We start from the raw sequence: 22758 nt of genomic DNA on the forward strand, positions 1-22758 counted from the left end.
CATGCGACCTCGTTGTCGGTTAGGTCTTCAGGGCCAAACCCGAGCCGACGTGTGCAGGAATACCGCTCCCTGGCAGATGTGCTGCTCTGGCTACTCATGCGCCTACTTCCCGAAGATCGCCCGGATCGCCGCGCGGCCGCGGCTGGTCATGCGCGGGTCGCTGTGATCCGAAGCCTCGCGGATCTCCTGCAGCCAGCCGAGCTCGTTGCCGGTGATCGGCGTGCCCATGATTTCCACGAGCGCATGCGCCGCCGTGTCGCCCTCCACCTGTTCGAGCGTCAGGCGCAACAGATAGGCTGGATCGCACTCAAGCGCGCGCGCCAGGCTCGGCACGCGATCGAGCGGCAGCTTGCTCGAGCCGTTCTTGATCATGGTGACCATGTTCTGGCTGACGAACCCGGCCTCGACGGCGATCTCGATCTGCGACTTCCGGGGCTTGAGCTCCATCACGCGCTTCTCGATGTATTTCGCGAGCCGGGTATCGGCATATGGCTTCTTGGGCATTTTCTTCCTCATTTCAAACCGTTGTCTCACAGCGTGTCAGCTGCGTGTTTTATTTATAGCAACGGCCTGACGGGGAACGGGCGGGGGTAGAATTAGTCTAACGGCACCATTTTGCTGATGGGGAAACATGGAAAAGGCGACACTGGCGAGGTAGGGCCGCCATCAGGTTCGAAACCAAAATGCAGTCCTGGCAACGTGGACTACTCGGACTGTTTGGACCGGCGGGACCTCTGGAATCGCGCAAATGGTAAGGCGAATTGAAAATTGTGGACCGCATGGACAACTTGGACCAGCCTGAGAATGCGTCGTTTCTCTGGCCTGAGTGGTCCGGCAGGTCCAAATGATCCTTTGAGCGGAGGGAGGCCGATCGTCGTTCCCGCATGGATGGAAGTGCAGGGGGCAAACAACCAGTTGTCGAAGATCATCGAAGGCGTCATGTTCTGCAAACATTCCGCTTAAACGCCGCTGCCAACCGTGCAGGCTCAAATCAACATGACGCTCCGGGCAATACCGGTTAGGATCCTCCCATGTCAGATGCTCTCAGGATCAGAAACGGAGAATTCGGGCGGGTCGCCCTTCTCGACATGGACAGGTCGCTCGTGCGCCATGCGCATCCGCATTGTCATGTGCTCCTGAAGGTCGATGGCGCGGACACCTCATTTCTAGTGGGCGACCGCGTAGCGCCCTTGACGGATGAGACAGCCGTTTTGATCAACGCCTGGACGCCGCATGCCTATGTGCACGATCCGTCGCGGCCACGCACCATCATCCTCGCGCTGTATATCGAACCGATCTGGCTAGCGGAGATGCGGTCAAATTGGGCGGCGAGCGGGGGCGGCGGTTTCTTTGGCCGTATCGTCGGGGAAAACACGCTGCAGATCCGCCGCATGACGATGGAACTGGCGGCGAGCATGGTGCATGCGCCTACTGCTGTAGATGAGCATGAGAACATGCTCGAGGACCTCATGATCACCGTGATCGAGCGGTTCACGGATTGGCGAAACGTCGGCGCAGGCCTGCGCAGTGCAGCGCGGACGAACGGGATCGACTGGCGTGTCGGCAAGGCCATTTCGACGATCCGGAAAGACCCCGGCGGGGTGGACAGCATTGACAGGCTTGCGGCCGAAACGGGGATGAGCCGCGCCAATTTCTTTCGCGTATTCGAGAAATCCACAGGGGTTTCCCCGAGGGTGTTTCTCAATGTCGTGCGGTTGGAGCAGGCGGTCAGTGCGACGGTTGACAGCGATGTGAGCTTCGGTGCGCTGTCCGACCGGCTCGGTTTCAGCACGCAGGCGCATTTCACCCGCTTCTTCCGGGATCATTCTGGAGTCACTCCGTCGAGTTTTCGCGCGATCTCCAGGATTGGGGACGTCTCGGATATCCTGCGAATTTGAGACTCGAGGGTAAATTACGCGACCCTAGGAAATCGTTTTCGATGCGAAGCCTACGTAACCTCTTCTCCGAGGGGCATGAATTGCCAGGAGAGGAGAGGCCTTTATGGCCAGCGAGAGCGCAGACATCGCGGCGGTCGGGGCAGAACGGGTCGAGGATGCGGCTCTCCTGACCGGTTGCGGACGGTTCATTGATGACCTGCCGGTGCCGACGATGTGCGTGCACGCGGCCATCCTGCGCAGCCCGCATGCCCATGCCAGCCTCCGGTCGGTCGACACATCCGTTGCGCGCGCTATGCCCGGTGTGCGTGCCATTATTACCGGAGACGATTATGCCAGCATCGCCGCGCCGCTCATGGTTGGGGTGAAAATCCCGATAGAGTGCTGGCCAATAGCGCGCGACAAGGTGCGCTACTCCGGAGAGCCGGTGGCGGTGGTGCTGGCCGACAATCGATATCTTGCCGAGGACGCGCTGGACCGGATCGTTGTGGAATACGACAGGTTGGAGCCGGTGCTTGATCCATTGGCCGCCCTGAATGCTGATGCGCCACAGCTTCACGCCGGGCTTTCCGGGAATCTAGGGGCGGACCGTTCCTTTCGCTATGGCGATCCGGAAAGCACCTTTGATACGGCGGAACGGACAGTCGACATCACGATCCGCTATCCACGCAATTCGTGCACGCCGATTGAGACCTACGGCTTGGTGGCCGAATGGGATCCGCATGGCGAGGCCTATGACGTGCTGGCGAATTTCCAGGGGCCATTCTCGATCCACCCAGTGATTGCGCGCGCGCTGAACGTGCCGGGCAACCGACTGCGCCTGCGCACGCCTGAGGATTCGGGCGGCAGCTTCGGCGTCAAGCAGGGGGTGTTTCCCTATATGGTCCTTATGGCCGCATGTGCGCGGCTGGCCGGCCGGCCAGTGAAATGGGTCGAGGACAGGCTGGAGCATCTGTCGGCCAGCGTCTCGGCCACCAACAGGGTGACCACCCTGCGCGCGGCGGTGACTGGCGAGGGGCGCGTCACGGCCCTCAATTGGGATCAGGTCGAGGATGTGGGTGCCTATCTCCGAGCGCCGGAACCGGCGACGCTCTACCGGATGCACGGTAACCTGTGCGGGGCCTATGACATCGCCAACCTGTCGGTGCGCAACCGCATAGTGATGACCAACAAGACGCCGACCGGTCTGAACCGCGGTTTTGGAGGCCCGCAGGTCTACTTCGCGTTGGAGCGATTGATGGCGCGGATCGCGCAGGAATTGTCACTCGATCCGGTCGAGGTAATCCGGCGCAACCTTATCGCCGCCGACGCCTTTCCATACCGGACCGCCAGCGGCGCCACCTATGATTCTGGCAATTACCAGTTAGCGTTGGAGACCGCGCTCGCGCAGGGTGGATATGATGCACTGCTTGAAGCCCGCGCCGCCGCCCGTGCCGAGGGGCGCCTCTACGGCATCGGGCTTGCGGCGGCGGTGGAGCCATCGGTATCGAACATGGGCTATTTGTCCACCGCCCTGACGCCGCAGGAACGTGCCAAGGCGGGGCCGAAGAACGGCGCGCAAAGTGCGGCAACCATTGCCATCGACCCGGTGGGCAGCGTCACGGTTCAGCTTGATTCCGTGCCGCAGGGGCAAGGCCATCGGACGGTCGCGGCCAAGGTGGTGGCGGATGTCTTCGGCCTTGAGCCCGCCCAGGTGCGTGTGCTCGCGGCGATGGATACCGCGCGCGACGCCTGGTCCATCGCGGCCGGGAACTATGCCAGCCGATTTGCCGGTGCCTCGGCGGGCGCGGTCAAGATCGCGGCGGACCGGTTGCGCGACCGGCTCGCCCGGATCGCCGCCGCACGGATCAATGCGCGGCCCGAGGATATCCGCTTCGATGGGGGCCGCGTGTTTGCGGCGGGCAACCCCGAGGCCGGGCTGGCGTTTGCGAGGGTCGCCTCCGCCGCGCATTGGGCACCTGCCACGCTGCCCGAAGGGATCGGCAACCCGGTGCGGGAAACCGCCATCTGGACGGCGCCGGAACTAACCGCGCCGACCGAGGCGGACGGGATCAATTCCTCGCTGTGCCATGCCTTCATATTTGACTTTTGCGGGGTGGAGATCGACCCGCTTTCCGGCGAGGCGCGCATCGATCGCTATGTGACGACACACGATTGCGGGACGATCCTGCATCCCGGCATGGTTGAAGGGCAGATTCGAGGGGCATTTGCCCACGGGGTCGGAGCCGCGCTCTACGAGGAATATGCCTATGACGACGCAGGGGCGTTCCTGGCCGGAACATTTGCCGATTACCCGGTGCCGACGGTTCATGAGATTCCAGAGCTCGACGTCCTGCACATCTGCACGCCCTCGCCTCTGACGCCGCTTGGGGCCAAGGGTGTGGGCGAGGGAAATTGCATGTCTACGCCCGTTTGCATCGCGAATGCCGTTGGCGATGCGCTGGCACCGCTCAGCGGCTGGACCGACCTGGCGCTGCCGCTGACACCCGCGCGCCTTTCCGCGCATCTCGGGGATGAGCCAGCCGCGCCGGAAGACGTGGTCACCAGACCCAAAGCAGAGGGCCGCGGCCTGACCGGTGAGGGCGAGGCAAGGGTGGCGGCACCGCCGCAGGCGATCTGGGATATCCTGATGGATGCGGATCAGCTGGCGGCGATCATCCCCGGCGCGCATGATGTTCGCAAGTTGTCACCGACACGGTTTCTGGCCGATGTCACGTTGGGGGTCGGGCCGGTCAAGGGGCGTTACCGCGTCGAGGTCGCTCTCTCCGATCTCGACCTGCCGCATGGCGCGACCCTGTCGGGCAAGGCCAATGGCGCGCTCGGTTCTGGCGAGGGCACAGGATATGTCACGCTGACGGCCCAAGGCGACGGCGCAACGAAGATCACGTATTCCTACGAGGCGTCGCTCGGCGGCAAGGTCGCGTCGGTGGGCGGGCGCCTGCTGGACGGCGCGGCGCGCATCGTGATCGGGCAGTTCTTTGCGGCGCTTGGGCGCAAGGCTGGCGGCGCGTCGGCTGCAAACGGATTCAGGGCGCGCCTGAAAGCGCTGTTCGGGGGGGCGCGATGAAGCCGGCCCGGTTCGATTATGTCCGCGTCGACACGCTGGACGAAGCGGCAGACATTCTGGCGCAGAGCGGCGATGACGCACGCGTGCTTGCGGGCGGCCAATCGCTGATGGCGATGATGAACATGCGGCTCGCGCAACCCGCCGTGGTTGTCGATATCCTGCACGCGACGGGGCCGCGGAGTCCCGAGGTTGCCAGGGACCGCCTCCGCATCTCGGCTCTGGTGCGGCAGGAGGCACTCTCCACCCGTGCCAGCCTCGCGCACGAGGTGCCGCTGCTGGCGCAGGCTGCGCCGTGGATCGGCCATATCCAGACAAGGATGCGTGGCACGGTCTGCGGGTCGGTAGCCCATGCCGACCCTTCTGCGGAATTGCCTCTGGTTCTGGTCGCGCTGGACGGGCGGGTTCATCTGAAAAGCCGTCGCAAGCGCCGGACCGTGCCCGCGCGAGAGTTCTTTCTGGGCATGATGGTGACGGAAAAGTCCGATGACGAACTGATCGAGGCGGTGGACGTGCCCCTGACCCCTCCCGGCACCGGCACCGCCTTTCGCGAGGTCGGGCGGCGCAAGGGTGATTTCGCGATCGTGTCCTGCGCCACCGTGGTGCGGGGTTCCTTAACGCGCCTCGCCGTCGGTGGGGTGAACGACACGCCGGTCGTTGCCGATTGGGAGAACCTCGCCCCGGCCGATGTGGCCGAGGCGTTGAATGCCTTCGCCTGGTCGCTCGATACGCGCGACGACATGCACGCCTCGGCACGATACCGCCGTGATCTGGTGCGTCGCCTTGGAGAGACCACCATCAGGGAGGCCCGCTCATGCGCCGACTGAGTGCCGATGAAAACCACATGGTTCGCTTTCGTCTCAATGGCGAGTCGGTCGAGGGGCCGGCCGAGCCGCGCATGCTGTTAAGCGATTTCCTACGGCATGTCCTCGCCCGGACGGGCACCCATGTGGGCTGTGAACATGGCGTCTGCGGGGCCTGCACGATCCGGATCGACGGCATGATGGCACGCGCCTGCATGACGCTCGCGGTGCAGGTGGAGGGTTCAGACATCACCACGGTTGAAGGTCTGGCGCCCGAGCCAGGGCGGCTCTCGGTCCTTCAAGCAGCGTTTCGCAGACATCACGCGTTGCAATGCGGGTTCTGCACTGCGGGAATTCTGATGTCGCTCGACACGCTGTTGCAGGCCGAGCCCGAGGCGGACGCGGGGCGTATTCGCGAAGTGCTTTCAGGGCATCTGTGCCGATGCACCGGGTATCGCCAGATACTCGACGCCGCTGTCGAGGCGGCACGAGCCCTCAGGAAGGAGACGCAGAATGCTTGATCTTGGAAGATCACTGCTTGCCACCGTTTCGCGCGCGCCGGATGCGCTGTCGCTGGTGGATGGCGACACACGGCTGAGCTATGCGCAGCTCTACCGGTGCGTATCGGCGCTGGTGGCCGGTCTGGAAGACGCCGGGGTCCGGCACGGTGACCGGATCCTTACCGCGCTTCAGAACAACCGTGCGGCAGTCTGGCTCCACTGGGCGTGTCAGCTTGCGGGTGTGACGGTCGTTCCGGTTAACTGGCGCGCAACGGCCGAAGAGATCGACTTTTTCCTCGAGAACAGCGAGGCAAGCCTGGTGGTATGTGATGGCGCGAGCCGCGACGCCATTGCCACTTCCGCACGGGCGATGAATTTGCCGCGCTGGGTCTACGGCTGTGATCTCGACGGCGCTGTATGCGTCGAAGAGGTCGCGATGGGAAGCGCCCCGGACACGCCTGCGATGGCCGGTCCGGAGGATTGGTCGATCATGCTTTACACCTCGGGGACCACCGCGAGGCCCAAGGGCGTGCCGCGCCGCCACCGGGCAGAGCGCGCGGCGGCCGTTGCCCATGTGGCCCAGAACCTGATGCCGCGGGGCGACGCCACGCTCGGGGTCATGCCGCTCTATCACACGATGGGCGTGCGCTCGCTTCTCGCGATGCACCTGCTGGACGGCGCGTTTATCTGCCTGCCACGCTTCGATTCCGCATGGGCGCTGCGCCTTATCGAGAAGGAACGGATCGGGTCGCTTTACCTCGTGCCGACGTTGTATCACGACCTGCTCGATCACCCGGATTTTCCGGGCACCGATCTGAGCCATGTCAGACGTCTGGGATTCGCTGGTGCGTCGATGACCGACGGTCTGCTGAAGCGGGTCGGAGCGGCGTTCCGGCCGGACCTGTTGGTCAACCATTACGGGTCGTCGGAGGTCTATACGTTCTCGATCGACCAGAATGCCGCGGCCAAACCTGGCTCGGCAGGCAAGGCTGGCCTGAACCAGGACCTGCGCATCGTCGAGATGGGAAGCGGCGATCCAGAGCGCGTCGTTGCTGCTGGCGTTGAAGGAGAAATCATCGCCACGCTTGCAGGCGACGAGGCCTTCGAGGGTTATTGGCGCCGCCCAGAGGCGGATGCCAAGTCGTTGATCGACGGTTGGTATTTCACCGGCGATAGCGGACGTTTCGACGCCGATGGCGATCTGTTCGTCACCGGACGCGTCGACGACATGATCATCACCGGAGGAGAGAACGTCTCACCGGTTGAGGTCGAGAGCTGCCTGTCGATGCACGAGGGCGTTGTCGAATGTGCCGTGGTCGGCCTGCCGGATGAGCGGTGGGGCAAGATTGTCACGGCCTTCGTCAAGCGTCGTGGCGATGTCACGGCAGAGGCGCTCGACCGCTTTTGCCGCGCTTCGGATCTCGCCAGTTTCAAACGCCCGCGGCAGTTCGTTTTCGTCGCCGAACTTCCGAAATCCCCCGTGGGCAAGCTGCTCAGGCGGCATCTCGTCTCTGGCGACTATGCGCCAGAGCAATCCATTTCGAAGCAGACCGCCCGGTAACGGGCGAAAAGGAGACGCAATGACCCATCCCATTCCCGACCCCCGGTTGGACACCCTCGACGGATTCCGCGTTGAGACAGACCCTGCGGCGGAGCGCGGCGACATCATCCTCGACCGCCCGCCGATGAACGTCATCAACATGGGGCAGCGCGACCAGATTCGCGCCGCCTTCGAGGCGCTCGACCACGATGACCGCGTGCGGGTGATCGTGTTGCGCGCCGAAGGCGAGCATTTTTCCTCTGGCGGATACATCAAGGGGTTTCTCCAGGCGTCGCCGGAGCATGTCAGTCATCTGGCCGACAACGTCGCGGCCCCCTGGCGGGCGTCGAAGCCGGTGATCGCCGCGAACCAGGGCTATACCTTCGGGGTGGGATTCGAGATTTCGCTCGCCTGCGATTTCCGCATCGCGACCCAGTCCTGCCGCTACGCGCTTCCCGAACAGAAGCTGGGACAAATCCCCGGCTCCGGCGGGTCGGCGCGCCTGCAGGCGATCATCGGAATCGCGCGCACCAAGGATGTAGTCATGCGCTCGCGCCGGATCACCGGGCAGCAAGCCTATGACTGGGGTATTGCCACCGAGGTCGTCGAGGACAGCGAGCTTGCCGCGGCCACAGCACGCCTTGTGGACGAGCTGCGCGGCTTTTCACCGCTGGCGCAGCGAACCGCGAAGAAACTGATCAATGACAGCGAGAATGCAACGGTGGCCATCGGCATCGAGCTTGAAGGCCACGCATACAGCCGACTTCGCCAGTCAGACGATTTCGCCGAAGGCGTCAACGCCTTCCACGAAAAGCGCAAGCCGGAATTCTCCGGGCGCTGAGTGACATCTTGAAAAGGGAGGAAAGCATGATGTCTGTTAAGAAACTGTTTGCCGGAGTCGCCGTCGCGGCGCTGGCGGGAACCGCCGCATTGGCCCAGGAGGGACCGATCCGTATCGGTGTGGTCACGCCGATCTCGGGCACCTATGCAGGTATCGGCCAGCAGGTCAGCTGGGGCCTCGACATGGCTGCGGAGGAGATCAATGCCGCCGGTGGCATCGACGGTCGGCAGATCGAGTTGGTCTACGAGGACAGCGAGGCCAATCCGGCGGTCGCCGTGCAGAAGGCCGAGAAGCTCATGACCGCTTCGGATGTGGATTTTCTGACCGGCACGGTCAATTCCGGGGCCACACTGGCCGTCGGACAGGTTGCCGAACGAGCGGGCAAGCTGATCGCGACCACCGTTTCGTTTTCGGATGCCATCACGGGTTCGGGATGTTCGCCCAACGTGTTTCGGGTCAATGCCCGGGCCGGGCAGCAATCCGCCGCCCTTGCCGTCTGGCTGAAGCGCGAGCGTCCAGGCGCCAAGGTCTTTTATCTCGGGCCGGATTACGAGATGGGCCGCTCGACCGTCGCCGCCTTCCGGAAGAATGCCGAAAGTGTCGGGGCTGAAAGCACCGACGAGGTGTTCGCGCCATTGGATGCCAAGGACTACAGCCAGTATTTCGGCGGCATCCGCGCCGCGCGCCCCGATGTTCTCTACACCTCGGTGGCAGGCAATGACACGGTGCGCCTGTTCACCCAGCTAAAGGACTTCGGCCTGCTGGACGGGCTGACCGTTCTCGGTGCCTCAGGCACGGTTACCAGTCAGAATATCGGTGCCATTGGTGATGCGGCCGAGGGGTTCATCACCGGTGTGGGATATTCCACCGAGATCGACACGCCCGAGAACAAGGCCTTTGTTGAGGCGTTCAACGAGCGCAACGGGGTCGATCCCGACCTTTATGGCGCCGACAGCTACGGTTTGCTCTTCGCCTACAAGAAGGCGGTCGAGGCTGCGGGGTCCACGAATACCGATGCGGTGCGCACAGCGCTCGAAGGTCTGAGTTGGGAGACGCCGCAGGGTGTCAAGACAATCCGCGCGGGCGACCACCAGGCAATACAGCCGGTCTATGTCGTGGAGGTCAAGGATGGCGCGTTCACCATCGCCGATCGCATCGCCGGCGAGGACGCCATTGGCGAGGATGTCTGTGACCGCTTCTAGGCGGTCATGGAGAACGGAGATCCCAAATGATCGAATTCATCCAATTCGTTCTGGCACCGCAGATGCTCAACGGTCTGGCGCTCGGGATCTCCGTGATCCTCGTGGCGCTGGGCCTGACGATCATCTTTGGCCTGCTCGACGTCATCAACATGAGCCACGGCGAGTTCTATGCCATCGGGGCATTCGGTGCGCTGGCCTTGAGCGCGTTCGGCGTGAATTACTGGGTGCTGGTCGCGCTGGTTCCGGTGCTCATGATCCCGCTGGGGGTCGTCGCTGAACGCTATCTGGTGCGCCGCGTCTACGACGGGGCGGACCGGCACGTTTCGACACTGCTGCTGACCTACGGTCTGGCGCTCATCCTGGAGGACGTGCTCAAGATCATCTTCGGGCCGAACACGCATCGGCCCGAAAACCCGCTGCCCGGAGCGACCGAGTTTCTGGGCGTGTTCATTCCCACCTACCGTTTGTTCCTGATCGCGATCGGGATCGCAGTGATACTGGTCGTCGCCTTTGTCGTCTATCGCACGCGGCTGGGTGCGATGGTCCGCGCGGCATCGTTCGACCGCGACATGGCCGCTAGCCTTGGCGTGCGGGTCAGCTGGGTCTATTCAGGGGCCTTTGCATTCGGCGTTGCCCTGGCCGGTCTGGCCGGGGTGCTGCTGGCCCCTGTCTATTCCGTGTTTCCCACCATGGGGCGCGATTTCATACTGATCGCCTTCACCGTGGTGATCGTCGGCGGCATGGGTTCGATCTGGGGTGCAGTGATTGCCGGTATCGTGCTGACGCAGGTGCAGGCGATTTCCAGCCTGATCGTGTCGCCCGTCTGGTCCGAGCCGATCGTCTTCGGTGTCATGGTCGCCGTGCTGATGCTGCGGCCGCAGGGGCTCTTCGGGAGGATCGGACATGCTTGACCGTCTCGACATATCCATGCGCGCGAACCACGTCTTCTCGGGCATTCTGGCGCTCGCGGCGCTTATCTTCGGCGTGCTGGCGGCGGCATCGGGCGACGTGTTCTACCTTCGGCTGGCGACCGAGGCGCTGATTCTGGCAGGGCTGGCCCTGTCGGTGGATATTCTTCTGGGATTCGGCGGGCTTCTGTCGCTAGGTCAGGCGCTCTATTTCGGTGTGGGTGCCTATACCGCCGCGCTCGTGCTGCGTGACGTGCCGTCCTTCTGGCTTGCCCTTGGCGTCGCAGCTGGGGTTAGCCTGATTGCCGGGATCGTGGGCGGGCTGATCGCCAACCGCGTGCGTGGTGTCTACTTTGCGCTCATCACCTTCGGAATGGCGCAGGTCGTGGCAAAGGTCGTTTACAACACCCGCGAGCTTGGCGCTTCGGATGGGCTCATCGGAATACCGATCCTGGAAATTCCGCTGGGCTTCGTCACATTGTCCGCCGACAATGCACTCGGATTCTTCCTGCTGACGCTAAGCATCATCGCCATCCTATATTTCGTTGCCGCCTACATGCTCACCACGCCGTTCGGCAGGGTGATCATCGCTCTCAAGGCAAACGAAAAGCGTGTGCCGTTTCTTGGCTACTCGACATGGTGGCCGCGCATGGTGGCCTATGTTCTTGCCGCGATCATCGCCGGCGTCAGCGGCGCACTCTACCCGATGCTTAGGGGGTTCGTCTCGCCGGAGCTGATGTTTTTCTCCATGTCGGGCAATGCGCTGATCATGGTGATCGTCGGAGGTGCCGGGACCTTGGCTGGCGCGCTCTACGGTGCGGTGCTGCTGACCATGCTGAAATCGGTGATGGGAAGCATGACCGAACATCATCTGATCGCGATTGGGCTGATCTTCATAGGGGCCATCCTGTTTCTTCCAAAGGGCATTGTCGGTCTGTTCAAGCCGCTTGTCGAGCGCATGCTAGCGCCACGGACGGGCTCGGACAGTGCAGAAGACGAAGCCCCCTTCAGGAGCATGCTATGACTGATATTCTGCAAACCGAAGGACTCGGTATTTCCTTTGGAGGACTGAAGGCGGTATCGAACGTGGACCTTGCTGCAAAGGCAAACAATATCACGACCGTGATCGGCCCGAACGGCGCGGGAAAGACGACGCTCTTCAACCTGATCTCGGGGGCGTTGAAACCCGGATATGGCCGGGTTGTGATGGATGGGAGGGACGTGACCGGCCGATCTCCCGCCGAATTGCAGCACGTAGGGCTGGCTCGCTCGTTCCAGATCACCAACCTCTTCTTCGAAATGACAGTGCGAGAGAACCTGCGCCTTGCGGCACAGCGGCTGGAACCAGTGCGTCACATGCTTTGGCCGCCAAGAAGAACCGATCGCGCGGCGCGAAAGGTGACGGAGTTGATCGACCGGTTCGAACTAGGGGCCAAGGCCAATGAACAGGTTGGCACGCTCAGCCACGGCGAACAAAGGCGACTTGAAATCGCCATGTGTCTGGCCTCTGAGCCGCGCGTCCTGATGCTCGACGAACCGACACAGGGCATGAGCCATTCGGACACCAAGGACACCGCGCGGATGGTCCGTGAACTGGCAAAGGATGTCTCGATCCTTCTGATCGAGCACGATATCGGGGTGGTCATGGAGATATCCGATCATGTCGTGGTGATGCACCAGGGCCAGAAACTGGCCGAGGGGTCACCCACTCAGGTGCGCGCCGACCCGGCGGTTCAGGCAGCGTATTTCGGACAGGGATAAGACATGCTGGAAATTCAGGACATCCATAGCCACTACGGCTTGAGCCATGTCATCCAAGGTATCAGCCTGTCGGTCCAGCCCGGAGAGGTCATGGGCGTGTTTGGTCGCAACGGTGTCGGCAAGACCACTTTGCTCAAGACCATCGCGGGCTGGCTCGCTCCTTCATCCGGTGCGATCAGGCTCAATGGCCGAGAGATCGGCGGGCGGGAGCCCGATGCCATTAACCGTGTGGGCGTTGCCTTCGTGCCCGAGGACCGGCGAATCTTTCCCGGCCTCAGTGTGCAGGAAAACCTCGAACTGGGCATGTTAGGTCTGCGTGGACCAAGACCGCGCGATCCTCTTGGCCCGGTCCTCGAACGCTTCCCGCGGCTGGCCGAACGCGCACGGCAATCCGCAACCACGCTATCGGGCGGCGAGCAGCAGATGCTGGCGATGGCACGGATCATGGTCGCAGACCCGGATGTCGTGCTGATCGACGAACCGTCCGAGGGCCTCGCCCCGATGATCGTGGCGGAAATCTTTGCGATCATCAGGCAGATGCGCGACGATGGCAAAGCCGTTCTTCTGGTCGAGCAGAACATCCATGAGGCCCTGTCCGTGTGCGATCGCTTCGTTGCCATTGAACGCGGTCGGGTCGTGCTCGAGGGCGACCCCGAGGATGCAGAGGACCGCAATTTGCTGATAGGTCAGCTCTCAGTATGAGCGACCTGCTCTTGACCGAAGCAGGCGCAATCGATTGCACCGAGATGGGCGCGCCAAACGGGCCGGCCGTCGTTTTCCTTCACCACGGGTTCGGCACGCGGCTATCGCTTGTGAACCTCGCCGAAAGACTCGAGCGGCATCTGCCTGAGCACCGGCTTGTTCTATACTCGCGACCCGGTTGCGGAAGATCGCCACCGATGTCCCCTGCGAAGCCCATTGATTACCTCACGCGCGAGGCAACGATCGTGCTGCCCGCAGTCATGGATGCGCTTGGACTCGGTTCAGCCGACCTGATCGGTCACAGCGATGGTGGCAGCATCGCCCTGATCGCAGCCGCAATGCACCCCGATCGCGTCCGCTCGATCACTGCGCTTGCGCCTCATGTCATCGTTGAGGCGCGCACGCGGCAGGGCATCCGTGCCTTGCCCAAACCGGGATCCAACCATGACTTCGAGCGGGCACTGGCACAGCGACACGCTGATATCGGCGTTGCCTACAATGCCTGGCGCGCGCTGTGGCTTTCCCAAGACATGGCTGAGTGGGATATCACTCCACTCTTGCCCAGCATTTTCTGCCCGGTTCAGCTCGTGCAGGGTGGCGGCGATGAATACGGGACGTTCCGACAGATCGACCTGATCGAAACCAAAATTTCTTCTCCCTCGATTTCGGCGCTCCGGATCGCGGACGCGGGCCACGAGCTTCACAAGTCTCATCCCGAGGTCGTGCTGGCCGCTTGTCTCGATGCGATCTCTGAGCGCAGTCAGTCCAGTGCTGGACTTCGCAGCTGACCGATCGCTTCAGATTGTTCTTCGAACTTGCATCTTACTGACACCTGGGAAACGCGTATGCCGGACCACTTGGACCGCCCTGAAAAGGCGTCATTTCTCTGGCCCGATTGGTCCGACTGGTCCAAATGGTCAGGTTAGCTGGAGGGGCTATCGCCCCTCCTGCTGTCGAATGCCCGAGTTAGCTCATCGCTCAGGCTCACCCATCTCGCGGAGCTTCGCGGCGTTGACGGCATAGGTCCACGGGCGGTCTTCGATCTGCCGTCCCATCCGCACCTGGAAACCACCGCTCTTCTGAGTCTTCAGGAATCCGCCATCCGCGTGCAGCCGAGCCACTTCACTCGGATTATTCGGAGCGTGAATCTTCTGCCAGCACTCCGTCCGGATGTAGACCCAGTGATCGTCCCGCCATCCATCGACCGGGGGATTGTCCTCGGTCCCGATCATCTGAAAGCGCTCGGGGTGCTTTGCAATGTAATCCCGCGTGCGCTGCACGGCCGTGTCGATCTCCGCGTTCGTCACGCCCTCCTCGGCCTTGAACCAATTCCGAAACATCGACCGCGCCACCGCTCTCGCTGCTCCTGCAGGCCAACCGGTCAGACCGGCCTTGGTGGCCAGCTCCCCCGCGAGTGCCGCAATGGCGAAGCGCTTGAGGACACGATGCGCCTGTCCATCACTCGGGCACAGGTCCGCCACCTCACTGATTTCATCGGAGAATTTGTTAATGAAATCAGTCCAGTTTTTCTTCTTGTCTGTATTTTTCATGACGACCTTCACGAAAAGCGGTCCGGCATGGCCGAAATTCTCGAGGATCGCCTGATCGAGCCGTTCGACAAAGGCGCTGCCACAGTCTGCACCATGAAGATCATCAAAGGCGCCGTGCACCCGGCAGTCGGCCTCCAGATTGATCAGACGCACCGCCTGGCCAGCGAACATCTTGCGATCTGCCGTCTTCATGTGCTCTTCGAGCGTGACTTCGCCGCTCGACAGGATGGGCACGCGCCACTGCTGCGCTGACTGCAGCTTCCCATTCGCCTTTGCCCTGCTCCGCCCCTTTCCATTGCCCAGCATGTAGACGGTCTCTCCGACAGTCCTGGGATCGGCATTATGCAGCTCCTCGAGATTCAGCAGCGTGTCGTTGCACGCGGCCGCGACCCCCTCAAGGCCGCTAAGCGTGCCGTTCCAGCTCTGCAGCAGGCTCGGCGCGCCCCAGACGGATGAGGCGACATACTGGATCGTCGACTTGCCGCGGGACGACTTGCCGCGCAGGTGAAACCCTCCACCGGTCTGGCCGAGAATGGACAGAAGCGGTCCGCTGAACGCGTGAGAGACCGCCAGCATCATCAGCGGATTACCGACGCACCGTGCCGCGACCTCGTTCTTCCACGCGTCGAGCGTGCCCTGCGTGTTGGTCGCCGCCTTCATGTCGACCGGGACGCTGTCCGTCGTCACAAGGGCATTTCCGATCACGCGGCCGTTGCCGAGAACGAAGGCGTCATGCGCGTCACCGGTCCAGCCGACCCGGTGGCAGCGAAGATAGACTGCCTCGAGCTGCCACGAGCGCAGCAACAGCATCACGCTTTCCGCCGCCTTGCGTGCCGGTGCCAGTTCGAGACCGAGGTCGAAGAGCGAGGCGAGGGCGACGTTCGGCGACTGCGAAAGCTGCCGCCCTTCGAGGACCAGCTCGTGCCAGTTCCCTTCGGGATCCTGAACGGAGAGCACGCGGCCCCAGCCGTGGCCCGTCGCATCCCGGCACCATCCCTTCACGACAAAGGGAGAGCATATCTGCACCGGCACCAGGTCGTCATCATCTCCGGGACGAAACTCGTAGATGCCGTCATCGCAGAGGGTGAAGCCTTCGGGAATACCGGCGGGACAGTGACCGTCGATCGCGGCAGATGCGCCACGCCCGAGAGCGTCGCCGGTATGCGGAAAGGTGACGATGTTCTCGCGTGCGCTGTCGTGCGGGGAGAAGGTGCCGTGATTTGTCATGGAGTTACCTCGAGTTTGCATGACGGGATCGTTCGGCGAGACCAAGGTCACGCCGCTGATATGGCTGATGCCCCGGCATCGGGGCGATCAGGGTCTGGTGGGGTCGCTGTTGCTGGCCTTCAGCGGGCCATCAGGGCATCGACATCGAGATTGGTGACGAAGCCGCAGGTGAGCCGGCTTTCCCAGTCCTCGATATCCGAGAGGCGCCAGCGGGTGGCGCCACCCAGCTTGAAGGGCTTGGGAAACTCGCCGTTCCGCTTCCAGCGCCAGATCGAGTCCTTCGACACGTTGAAGCGCTGGGCGACCTGGTCGACGGAAAGATAGAGGTTTTCGGATTTGGCATCAGTCACGCGACGTCTCCTTTCTTGTGCAGGCAAGACTGTGTCAGCCGAACCGAATCGTTTCGACGGTTGATCAGGCATGCGTGCGGGTTTCGATGTGCGGATTGTGCCAAACGAAAAATAGGATTTCTTCAGGTTTCTATAGGTTTCTGTAGGCGTCAGATAAGTGTCTGTTTTTATGACCTTATCGACCTTTGAGATTTAACCGTTTCAGAATGTCAAGTGATGATGGGTGACCTCAATGGTTCTGGGATTCTCCGGCACCGACCTCGAAAACAGCGGTGTCGATGTCACCAGCGCCTGAGAACGCCGATGAGGCGTATGTCGACGAAGAGGAGACCGAATGCGTGCCCATGCGTGCGACCCCGGAGAACCTGCTTGTAATCCCCTCAATGCTGAACACCGCTTGCCCGCGACGTTGTCGATTGGCCAATGTGCTGACCGGCGCCTGTCTGGGAGAGTCGGCGTCGGCGCGCACTACATGACTGCAGCGATCATCGGTGTCGGAGTCGTAATAATTTCGTTCGTGGTGACGCCGCCAGACATGGCACGCTTAGAAAAGAGCTGCAGTCGACCGCAAACACCAGCACGCTAAAGGATCATCTATGGTGGTATTTATGGTGGGTCATCTGTCTTATGATATAAGAAAATCGCTCAATAACAATGAGTTGTAGCATTTTAATGGCGGAAGGGGTGGGATTCGAACCCACGGATGCTTGCACATCGCCGGTTTTCAAGACCGGTGCAATCGACCACTCTGCCACCCTTCCGGTCGCGCGCGGGCGCGGTGAGTGAGACGTCAGTAGCGGGGCGCGCGCGATTCTGAAAGTACCTCGCGGTCCCGGACCCGCCAGCAGGGAAATCCGCGCAGTGTCTGGCTGCGCGCTTTTCACGCTGAAGCGGACAGGGTAGACTGGTGCGCGAAGAGGCGGAAGATGACAAGTCCGCGCGGAGCACAGGCGAGAGGCATATCATGAAGCGAGTGAAACGAGGCGGATCCCTGGCTCGCGGCCCGGCCCTTTTGGCGGGGCTCTGGGTGGCGTTGCTTGCGGGATGCGACGAGAGCGGAAACTTCTCCCTGCTGCAGCCTGGCGCGGGCGAACAGGGCGCGGCGCTCGATGGCAACACGCGCTCGACCCGGCTGGTGGAGCGCGATGTCGAGGTTCCCGAGGTATTCCAGGCGACGGACATGGGGCTTTGGGACGGGCGGCCATCGCTCGGCGGGGTCTGGGTGGCCCATCCCGATGTCAAGGATCCCGAGCGTGTCATCATCCGCAACACGGACGATGGCAAGTTCGTCATCGGGGCGTTGTTCCGGCGTCAGCGCGACGTGCCCGGCCCGGCCTTCCAGGTGTCCTCGGATGCGGCGGCGGCGCTCGGTCTGCTGGCGGGTTCGCCCCAACAGCTCAACGTCACGGCCCTGCGCCGCGAGGAAGCCCCCGTCGAGGATGACACGGCGGCATCCGAGGACACCGGGGCTGCGCAGGAGGTCGCCCCCGCGCCCGAGATCGCGGCGAGCGATCTCGACCCGGTGGCCGGGGCCACCGCCGCGATCGAGGCCGCCGAGGTGGAGGAGGCTGCCGCCGCACCGCAAGCGTCCGAGGCCGCGCCTGAGCCGGAGCCTGAGCCTGAGCAAGATCCGGGGCGCGCCGCCTCGGCGCTTGCCAAGCCTTATGTTCAGGTGGGTATCTTCAGCATCGAGCAGAACGCCCGCAACACCGCCACCGCCCTGCGGCAGGCGGGCATGGTGCCCACGGTGTTCGATCAGACCTCGCAGGGCAAGCGCTTCTGGCGGGTCGTGGTCGGGCCCATGCGCACGGCCACCGAACGCGCCGCGATCCTGGAGAAGGTCAAGGGAATCGGCTTTGCCGATGCCTACGCGGTCACCAACTGAACGGGGGATGCCGTTATGAGATTTGTGAATGTCTGTTTATCGGCCCTGCTGGCGGTCGTCCTGGCGCTGCCGGCGAGCGCATTCGAGACGAGCGCGCGCGCGGCCTTTGTGATGGATGTGGCCACCGGCACGGTGCTTCTGAACAAGAACGGCGACACGCCGCTGCCGCCTGCCTCGATGTCCAAGCTGATGACGCTCTACGTGGCGTTCGAGGCGATCCGGGAGGGGCGGCTCTCGCTTGACGAGCGGCTTCCGGTCTCGCGGCACGCGATGAGCTATGGCGGATCGACCATGTTCCTCGATACCACAGACCGGGTGCGCGTCGAGGACCTGTTGCGCGGGATTGTCGTGCTGTCGGGCAATGACGCTTGCGCGGTGATCGCCGAGGCGCTGAGCCCCGACGGCACGGAGGCCGGATTTGCCCGCTACATGACGCAGCGCGCGCAAGCCCTTGGCATGACAAACTCCGTCTTCAGGAATTCCAACGGCTGGCCCGCCGAGGGACACGTGATGTCGATGCGTGACCTGGTGCTCCTGTCGCGCCACATCATCGAGGATTTCCCGGAGTTCTACCAGATGTTCGCCGAGCGGGAGTTCAGCTTCGACGGGCGCGCACCCGCCAATATCCACAACCGCAACCCGCTGCTCGGGCTCGGGATCGGCGCGGACGGGCTCAAGACCGGGCACACGCAGTCGGCGGGCTACGGGCTTGTCGGCTCGGCCGTGCAGGATGGTCAGCGCATCATCTTCGCGATCAGCGGGCTCGACACCGCGGCGCAGCGCGCCCGGGAATCCGAGGCGATCGTCAACTGGGCGTTCCGGCAATTCACCCGCAAGACCGTGCTGCGCGAAGGCGAGGTGGTGGCCCGCGCGCCGGTCTGGATGGGCGAGGCGGGGGAGGTGGGGCTCGCTCCGGCGCAGGATATCGTGACGCTGCTGCCGGTGCTTGACAGCAAACGGCTGGCGGCCGAGGTGGTCTATACCGGGCCGATCCGCGCACCCGTGGCCAAGGGCGATCCGCTGGCCGAGCTCGTGCTGACCCCCGAGGGCCTGCCCGAGACGCGCGTTCAACTGGTTGCAACCGAGGCGGTGACGCAGGGCGGGTTCGTGACCCGGCTGCGCATGGTGGCGGGGCAGCTTCTTGGGCGGTTGCGAGAGGTCCCAGAGGGCGCATCTTGAGCAGGCGCGGCCTCTTCGTCAGCTTCGAGGGGATCGACGGGTCGGGCAAATCCACACAGGCGCGGCTTCTGGCAGATCGGCTGCGCGGGGCGGGTCGCGAGGTGGTGCTCACACGTGAGCCAGGTGGCAGCCCCGGGGCCGAGGAGATCCGCAAGCTGCTGCTGACCGGCGCAGGGGATCGCTGGTCGCCCGAGACCGAGCTGTTGCTGTTTACCGCCGCGCGGCGCGACCATCTCGAGCGGGTGATCGCGCCCGCGATCGAGCGCGGGGCGGTGGTGATCTCGGACCGTTTCGCCGACAGCACCCGCGTCTACCAGGGGGTGGGTCGCGCCGACCTGCGCCCGGTGGTGGACGAGTTGCACGCGCTGATGATCGCGCGCGAGCCCGATCTGACGCTGCTCATCGATATCGGCCCGCGCGAGGGCCTGGCGCGTGCCGCCGAGCGAGGTGGCGGCGAGGCGCGGTTCGAGGATTTCGGCGAGGGGTTGCAGAACCGGCTGCGGGCGGGGTTTCTCGCGCTGGCCGAGGAATTTCCCGACCGCGTCGCGGTGATCGACGGCGCCCGTCCCCCCGAGGCGGTGGCGGCGGACGTGGCGCGCGCGGTGGAGGCGCGGCTGGGATGAACGAGGATGTTTTGCCAGAGCCCGATCGCGCCGAGGGCGCGCCGCACCCACGCGAGACCCTGCACCTGATGGGACAGGGCGCGGCCGAAGCGGCGTTTCTCGACGCCCATGCCACGGGCCGTCTCCACCACGCCTGGATGCTGACCGGTCCAAACGGTGTGGGAAAGGCCACGCTCGCCTGGCGCATCGCGCGGTTCCTGCTGACCCACCAGGAAGCGCAGGAAGACGCGTTATTCCGCGCGCCACCGCCGCCCGAGACGCTGGACGTGGACCCCGGGCATCCGGTCGCGCGGCGAATGCTGGCACTGTCAGAGCCGGGGCTGTTCCTGTTGCGGCGCGGCCCCAACGACAAGGGCGACCGGCTGGCGCAGGACATCCGCGTGGCCGAAGTGCGCAAGATGGGCAATTTCTTTTCGCTTTCCGCTGCCGATGGTGGGCGGCGGGTGGTGATCGTCGATGCCGCCGACGAGCTTAACCCGCAGGCTGCCAACGCGCTCCTCAAGATGCTTGAGGAACCGCCTGCGCGCACGGTGATGCTGCTCATCGCGCATCAGCCATCGAGCCTATTGCCGACGATCCGCTCGCGCTGCCGGATGCTGCGGCTGGTGCCGCTGGGGCCCGAGGATATGGCCCGTGCGCTGGATCAGGCGGGGATCGACCCCGGTGGCGACGCGGCGGTACTGGCCGAACTGGCCGCGGGGTCGGTGGGCGCGGCGGTGCGGTTGGTCACGCTCGACGGCGTGGCGCTCTACGCCGAGATCGTGGCACTGATGGAGAGCCTGCCGCGGTTTGATCGGGCGCGCGCGCTGCGCCTCGCCGAGGCGGTGGCGCAGCGCGGGGCCGAGACGCGACGCAGCCTGCTGTTCTCGCTCATCGACCTGTTTCTCGCGCGGCTGGCGCGGACCGGGGCCACCGGCGCGCCGCCCGCCGTCGAGGCGGCACCCGGCGAGGCGGCACTCCTGGCACGGCTCGCCCCCGATGCGGGACGTGCGCGGCTCTGGGCGCAGGTCTCGGAGGAGGTCGGTTCGCGTGCGCGTCACGGGCTGGCGGTCAACCTTGACCCTGTCAGCCTTGTCCTAGATACCGTGCTCAGGATTAAGCAGACCGCCGGGGGTTAGCCCTGGCCTCGCAGGGAACGCATGAGCACCGACATCCGTATCACCGACAGCCACTGCCATCTCGATTTTCCCGATTTCGACGGGGAGCGCGACGAGATCATCGCGCGGGCACGCGAGGCGGGCGTGCACCGCATGGTCACGATCTGTACGCGGCTGCGGCAGGAGCCGCAGGTTCGCGCCATCGCCGAGGCGTACCGCCATGTGTTCTATGCTGCCGGAACCCACCCGATGAGCGCGAGCGAGGAGCCGATGGCCACCGTAGAGGACCTGGTCGCGCTGGCTGCGCATCCCAAGTTCGTCGGCATCGGCGAGTCGGGGCTCGACTACCACTACACCGCCGACAGTGCGGAGGTGCAGCAGCAGAGCCTGCGCGTGCATATCGCGGCCGCGCGGGAAACCGGCCTGCCGCTTATCATTCATGCCCGCGCGGCGGATGAGGACATGGCGCGCATCCTAGCCGAGGAATACCGCAACGGGCCCTATGATTGCGTGATGCATTGCTTTTCGTCCGGTGCGGGATTGGCGCGGGCGGCGCTTGACCTCGGGTTCTACCTGTCGATGTCCGGAATTGCCGCCTTTCCCAAGAGCCAGGAGCTGCGCGATATCTTTGCGTCCGCCCCGGTGGATCGCATCCTTGTCGAGACCGACGCGCCCTATCTCGCGCCGCCGCCCTATCGCGGCAAGCGCAACGAGCCGGCCTATACCGCGCATACCGCGCGGAAAGGGGCGGAGGTGTTCGGTATGGATTGGCCCGAGTTCGCAGCGCAGACCGAGGCAAATTTCGAGCGGCTGTTCTCGCGGGCGGTGATCTGATGGGGGAATTGCGGTTTACCATCCTCGGCTGTGGATCGTCGGGCGGCGTGCCACGGCTCGGCGGGCATTGGGGGGACTGTGATCCGGGCGAGCCGCGCAATTTCCGCCGCCGCTGTTCGATGCTGGTGGAGCACGAGACCGGGGCGGGCGTGACCCGGGTGCTGATCGACACCTCGCCGGATCTTCGTGCGCAGCTATTGGATGCCGGTGTCGGCGCGCTCGACGCGGTTGTCTATACACATTCCCATGCCGATCACGTCCACGGCATCGACGATCTGCGGATGATCGTCTTCAACATGCGCCAGCGGCTGCCGGTCTACGCCGACGGCGACACGCAGAACGCGCTCTATTCGCGGTTCGGATATGCCTTCGTGCAGCCCGAGGACAGCCCGTATCCGCCGATCCTCGACATGCACACGATCGACGGAAGTTTCACCATTGAAGGGCAGGGCGGGCCGATCACGCTGACCCCGTTCACCGTGCGGCATGGCAGCATTGACGCGCTGGGGTTTCGCATCGGCGACCTGGCCTATCTGCCGGACGTGTTGGAGATCCCGGAGCCGGCCTGGCCCGCGCTCGAAGGGCTCGATTGCTGGGTGCTCGACGCGCTCAGGCGCACGCCGCACCCGACGCACGCGCATCTCGACCTCGCGCTGGAGTGGATCGCACGCGCCGCCCCGCGCCGGGCGGTGCTGACCAACATGCATATCGATATGGACTACGCGACCATCGCCGACGAGACGCCCGCGCATGTCACCCCCGCCTTTGACGGGATGGTGATCCGCTACGCGGTCTGA

21 protein-coding genes and 1 tRNA gene are annotated in these 22758 nt (G+C 63.9%); 18 read left to right on the forward strand and 4 right to left on the reverse strand.

Going from position 1 to position 22758, the window contains the following annotated elements; all coding sequences use genetic code 11:
• Positions 1-102: 102 nt before the first annotated feature.
• Positions 103-504, reverse strand: coding sequence for a helix-turn-helix domain-containing protein (locus tag AC13D8_RS11345; protein WP_482968931.1), 402 nt, complete (start codon positions 502-504; stop codon positions 103-105).
• 527 nt (positions 505-1031) lie between these two features.
• Here AC13D8_RS11345 and AC13D8_RS11350 point away from each other — a divergent pair.
• From AC13D8_RS11350 to AC13D8_RS11405, 12 genes are all read left to right on the forward strand, one after another.
• The gene (locus tag AC13D8_RS11350) at positions 1032-1898 is read left to right on the forward strand and encodes a helix-turn-helix transcriptional regulator (protein ID WP_482968932.1); all 867 of its coding nucleotides are present in this window, start codon (positions 1032-1034) and stop codon (positions 1896-1898) included.
• Positions 1899-2001: 103 nt separating this feature from the next.
• Positions 2002-4962, forward strand: a complete 2961-nt coding sequence (locus AC13D8_RS11355) for a xanthine dehydrogenase family protein molybdopterin-binding subunit (RefSeq protein ID WP_482968933.1) — start codon at positions 2002-2004, stop codon at positions 4960-4962.
• Positions 4959-5786 (forward strand): FAD binding domain-containing protein, encoded by an 828-nt coding sequence (locus AC13D8_RS11360; protein ID WP_354545392.1) that lies wholly within the window; start codon positions 4959-4961, stop codon positions 5784-5786. The genes AC13D8_RS11355 and AC13D8_RS11360 overlap by 4 nt, the downstream gene beginning before the upstream one ends.
• Positions 5774-6283: a (2Fe-2S)-binding protein gene (locus AC13D8_RS11365; RefSeq protein WP_482968934.1), complete on the forward strand. Its 510-nt coding sequence runs from the start codon at positions 5774-5776 to the stop codon at positions 6281-6283. The genes AC13D8_RS11360 and AC13D8_RS11365 overlap by 13 nt, the downstream gene beginning before the upstream one ends.
• Positions 6276-7823, forward strand: coding sequence for an AMP-binding protein (locus AC13D8_RS11370; protein WP_482968935.1), 1548 nt, complete (start codon positions 6276-6278; stop codon positions 7821-7823). The genes AC13D8_RS11365 and AC13D8_RS11370 overlap by 8 nt, the downstream gene beginning before the upstream one ends.
• A 19-nt stretch (positions 7824-7842) precedes the next feature.
• The gene (locus tag AC13D8_RS11375; RefSeq protein WP_354545389.1) at positions 7843-8643 is read left to right on the forward strand and encodes an enoyl-CoA hydratase/isomerase family protein; all 801 of its coding nucleotides are present in this window, start codon (positions 7843-7845) and stop codon (positions 8641-8643) included.
• 26 nt (positions 8644-8669) lie between these two features.
• Positions 8670-9845 carry an ABC transporter substrate-binding protein gene (locus AC13D8_RS11380; RefSeq protein WP_482968936.1) on the forward strand — a complete coding sequence of 392 codons (1176 nt, stop codon included), beginning with the start codon at positions 8670-8672 and terminating at the stop codon, positions 9843-9845.
• A gap of 26 nt (positions 9846-9871) precedes the next feature.
• Positions 9872-10756, forward strand: a complete 885-nt coding sequence (locus tag AC13D8_RS11385; RefSeq protein WP_354545387.1) for a branched-chain amino acid ABC transporter permease — start codon at positions 9872-9874, stop codon at positions 10754-10756.
• On the forward strand, positions 10749-11777 hold the full coding sequence (locus AC13D8_RS11390; RefSeq protein ID WP_354545386.1) for a branched-chain amino acid ABC transporter permease: 1029 nt from the start codon (positions 10749-10751) through the stop codon (positions 11775-11777). Before AC13D8_RS11385 ends, AC13D8_RS11390 begins: the two co-directional genes overlap by 8 nt.
• Positions 11774-12514 (forward strand): ABC transporter ATP-binding protein, encoded by a 741-nt coding sequence (locus tag AC13D8_RS11395; RefSeq protein WP_482968937.1) that lies wholly within the window; start codon positions 11774-11776, stop codon positions 12512-12514. The genes AC13D8_RS11390 and AC13D8_RS11395 overlap by 4 nt, the downstream gene beginning before the upstream one ends.
• Before the next feature lie 3 nt (positions 12515-12517).
• Complete coding sequence (locus tag AC13D8_RS11400; RefSeq protein ID WP_482968938.1) at positions 12518-13216, forward strand: ABC transporter ATP-binding protein; 699 nt, start codon at positions 12518-12520, stop codon at positions 13214-13216.
• Positions 13213-14004: an alpha/beta fold hydrolase gene (locus AC13D8_RS11405; protein WP_482968939.1), complete on the forward strand. Its 792-nt coding sequence runs from the start codon at positions 13213-13215 to the stop codon at positions 14002-14004. The genes AC13D8_RS11400 and AC13D8_RS11405 overlap by 4 nt, the downstream gene beginning before the upstream one ends.
• Positions 14005-14187: 183 nt before the next feature.
• On the opposite strand, the gene AC13D8_RS11410 is transcribed toward AC13D8_RS11405, so the two are convergent.
• From AC13D8_RS11410 to AC13D8_RS11420, 3 genes are all read right to left on the reverse strand, one after another.
• A complete protein-coding gene (locus tag AC13D8_RS11410) occupies positions 14188-15993 on the reverse strand; it encodes a DUF927 domain-containing protein (protein WP_482968940.1) in 1806 nt (601 codons plus the stop codon).
• 119 nt (positions 15994-16112) lie between these two features.
• Positions 16113-16343, reverse strand: coding sequence for a helix-turn-helix transcriptional regulator (locus tag AC13D8_RS11415; protein ID WP_482968941.1), 231 nt, complete (start codon positions 16341-16343; stop codon positions 16113-16115).
• 673 nt (positions 16344-17016) lie between these two features.
• Positions 17017-17104 (reverse strand) — tRNA-Ser (locus AC13D8_RS11420).
• Between the two features lie 203 nt (positions 17105-17307).
• Here AC13D8_RS11420 and AC13D8_RS11425 point away from each other — a divergent pair.
• Genes AC13D8_RS11425 through AC13D8_RS11450 form a run of 6 tightly spaced genes read left to right on the forward strand, consistent with a single transcriptional unit; the run spans position 17308 to position 22758 of the window.
• Positions 17308-18228, forward strand: a complete 921-nt coding sequence (locus tag AC13D8_RS11425) for an SPOR domain-containing protein (protein WP_482968942.1) — start codon at positions 17308-17310, stop codon at positions 18226-18228.
• A 15-nt stretch (positions 18229-18243) separates the two neighbouring features.
• Positions 18244-19407 carry a D-alanyl-D-alanine carboxypeptidase family protein gene (locus tag AC13D8_RS11430; RefSeq protein WP_482968943.1) on the forward strand — a complete coding sequence of 388 codons (1164 nt, stop codon included), beginning with the start codon at positions 18244-18246 and terminating at the stop codon, positions 19405-19407.
• Positions 19404-20030 (forward strand): dTMP kinase, encoded by a 627-nt coding sequence (gene tmk, locus AC13D8_RS11435; RefSeq protein ID WP_482968944.1) that lies wholly within the window; start codon positions 19404-19406, stop codon positions 20028-20030. The genes AC13D8_RS11430 and tmk overlap by 4 nt, the downstream gene beginning before the upstream one ends.
• Complete coding sequence (locus AC13D8_RS11440; protein WP_482968945.1) at positions 20027-21148, forward strand: DNA polymerase III subunit delta'; 1122 nt, start codon at positions 20027-20029, stop codon at positions 21146-21148. The genes tmk and AC13D8_RS11440 overlap by 4 nt, the downstream gene beginning before the upstream one ends.
• A gap of 21 nt (positions 21149-21169) precedes the next feature.
• Entirely contained in the window at positions 21170-21961 is a 792-nt protein-coding gene (locus AC13D8_RS11445) for a TatD family hydrolase (protein ID WP_482968946.1), read from the forward strand.
• On the forward strand, positions 21961-22758 hold the full coding sequence (locus tag AC13D8_RS11450; RefSeq protein WP_482968947.1) for an MBL fold metallo-hydrolase: 798 nt from the start codon (positions 21961-21963) through the stop codon (positions 22756-22758). Before AC13D8_RS11445 ends, AC13D8_RS11450 begins: the two co-directional genes overlap by 1 nt.

Source organism: Roseovarius sp. B-10 (assembly GCF_056859295.1).

Bases quoted from the DNA above. Each gene is read 5' to 3' on its own strand.
- AC13D8_RS11345 (WP_482968931.1), bottom strand. From the start codon at position 504: ATGCCCAAGAAGCCATATGCCGATACCCGGCTCGCGAAATACATCGAG.
- AC13D8_RS11350 (WP_482968932.1), top strand. From the start codon at position 1,032: ATGTCAGATGCTCTCAGGATCAGAAACGGAGAATTCGGGCGGGTCGCC.
- AC13D8_RS11355 (WP_482968933.1), top strand. From the start codon at position 2,002: ATGGCCAGCGAGAGCGCAGACATCGCGGCGGTCGGGGCAGAACGGGTC.
- AC13D8_RS11360 (WP_354545392.1), top strand. From the start codon at position 4,959: ATGAAGCCGGCCCGGTTCGATTATGTCCGCGTCGACACGCTGGACGAA.
- AC13D8_RS11365 (WP_482968934.1), top strand. From the start codon at position 5,774: ATGCGCCGACTGAGTGCCGATGAAAACCACATGGTTCGCTTTCGTCTC.
- AC13D8_RS11370 (WP_482968935.1), top strand. From the start codon at position 6,276: ATGCTTGATCTTGGAAGATCACTGCTTGCCACCGTTTCGCGCGCGCCG.
- AC13D8_RS11375 (WP_354545389.1), top strand. From the start codon at position 7,843: ATGACCCATCCCATTCCCGACCCCCGGTTGGACACCCTCGACGGATTC.
- AC13D8_RS11380 (WP_482968936.1), top strand. From the start codon at position 8,670: ATGATGTCTGTTAAGAAACTGTTTGCCGGAGTCGCCGTCGCGGCGCTG.
- AC13D8_RS11385 (WP_354545387.1), top strand. From the start codon at position 9,872: ATGATCGAATTCATCCAATTCGTTCTGGCACCGCAGATGCTCAACGGT.
- AC13D8_RS11390 (WP_354545386.1), top strand. From the start codon at position 10,749: ATGCTTGACCGTCTCGACATATCCATGCGCGCGAACCACGTCTTCTCG.
- AC13D8_RS11395 (WP_482968937.1), top strand. From the start codon at position 11,774: ATGACTGATATTCTGCAAACCGAAGGACTCGGTATTTCCTTTGGAGGA.
- AC13D8_RS11400 (WP_482968938.1), top strand. From the start codon at position 12,518: ATGCTGGAAATTCAGGACATCCATAGCCACTACGGCTTGAGCCATGTC.
- AC13D8_RS11405 (WP_482968939.1), top strand. From the start codon at position 13,213: ATGAGCGACCTGCTCTTGACCGAAGCAGGCGCAATCGATTGCACCGAG.
- AC13D8_RS11410 (WP_482968940.1), bottom strand. From the start codon at position 15,993: ATGACAAATCACGGCACCTTCTCCCCGCACGACAGCGCACGCGAGAAC.
- AC13D8_RS11425 (WP_482968942.1), top strand. From the start codon at position 17,308: ATGAAGCGAGTGAAACGAGGCGGATCCCTGGCTCGCGGCCCGGCCCTT.
- AC13D8_RS11430 (WP_482968943.1), top strand. From the start codon at position 18,244: ATGAGATTTGTGAATGTCTGTTTATCGGCCCTGCTGGCGGTCGTCCTG.
- AC13D8_RS11440 (WP_482968945.1), top strand. From the start codon at position 20,027: ATGAACGAGGATGTTTTGCCAGAGCCCGATCGCGCCGAGGGCGCGCCG.
- AC13D8_RS11445 (WP_482968946.1), top strand. From the start codon at position 21,170: ATGAGCACCGACATCCGTATCACCGACAGCCACTGCCATCTCGATTTT.
- AC13D8_RS11450 (WP_482968947.1), top strand. From the start codon at position 21,961: ATGGGGGAATTGCGGTTTACCATCCTCGGCTGTGGATCGTCGGGCGGC.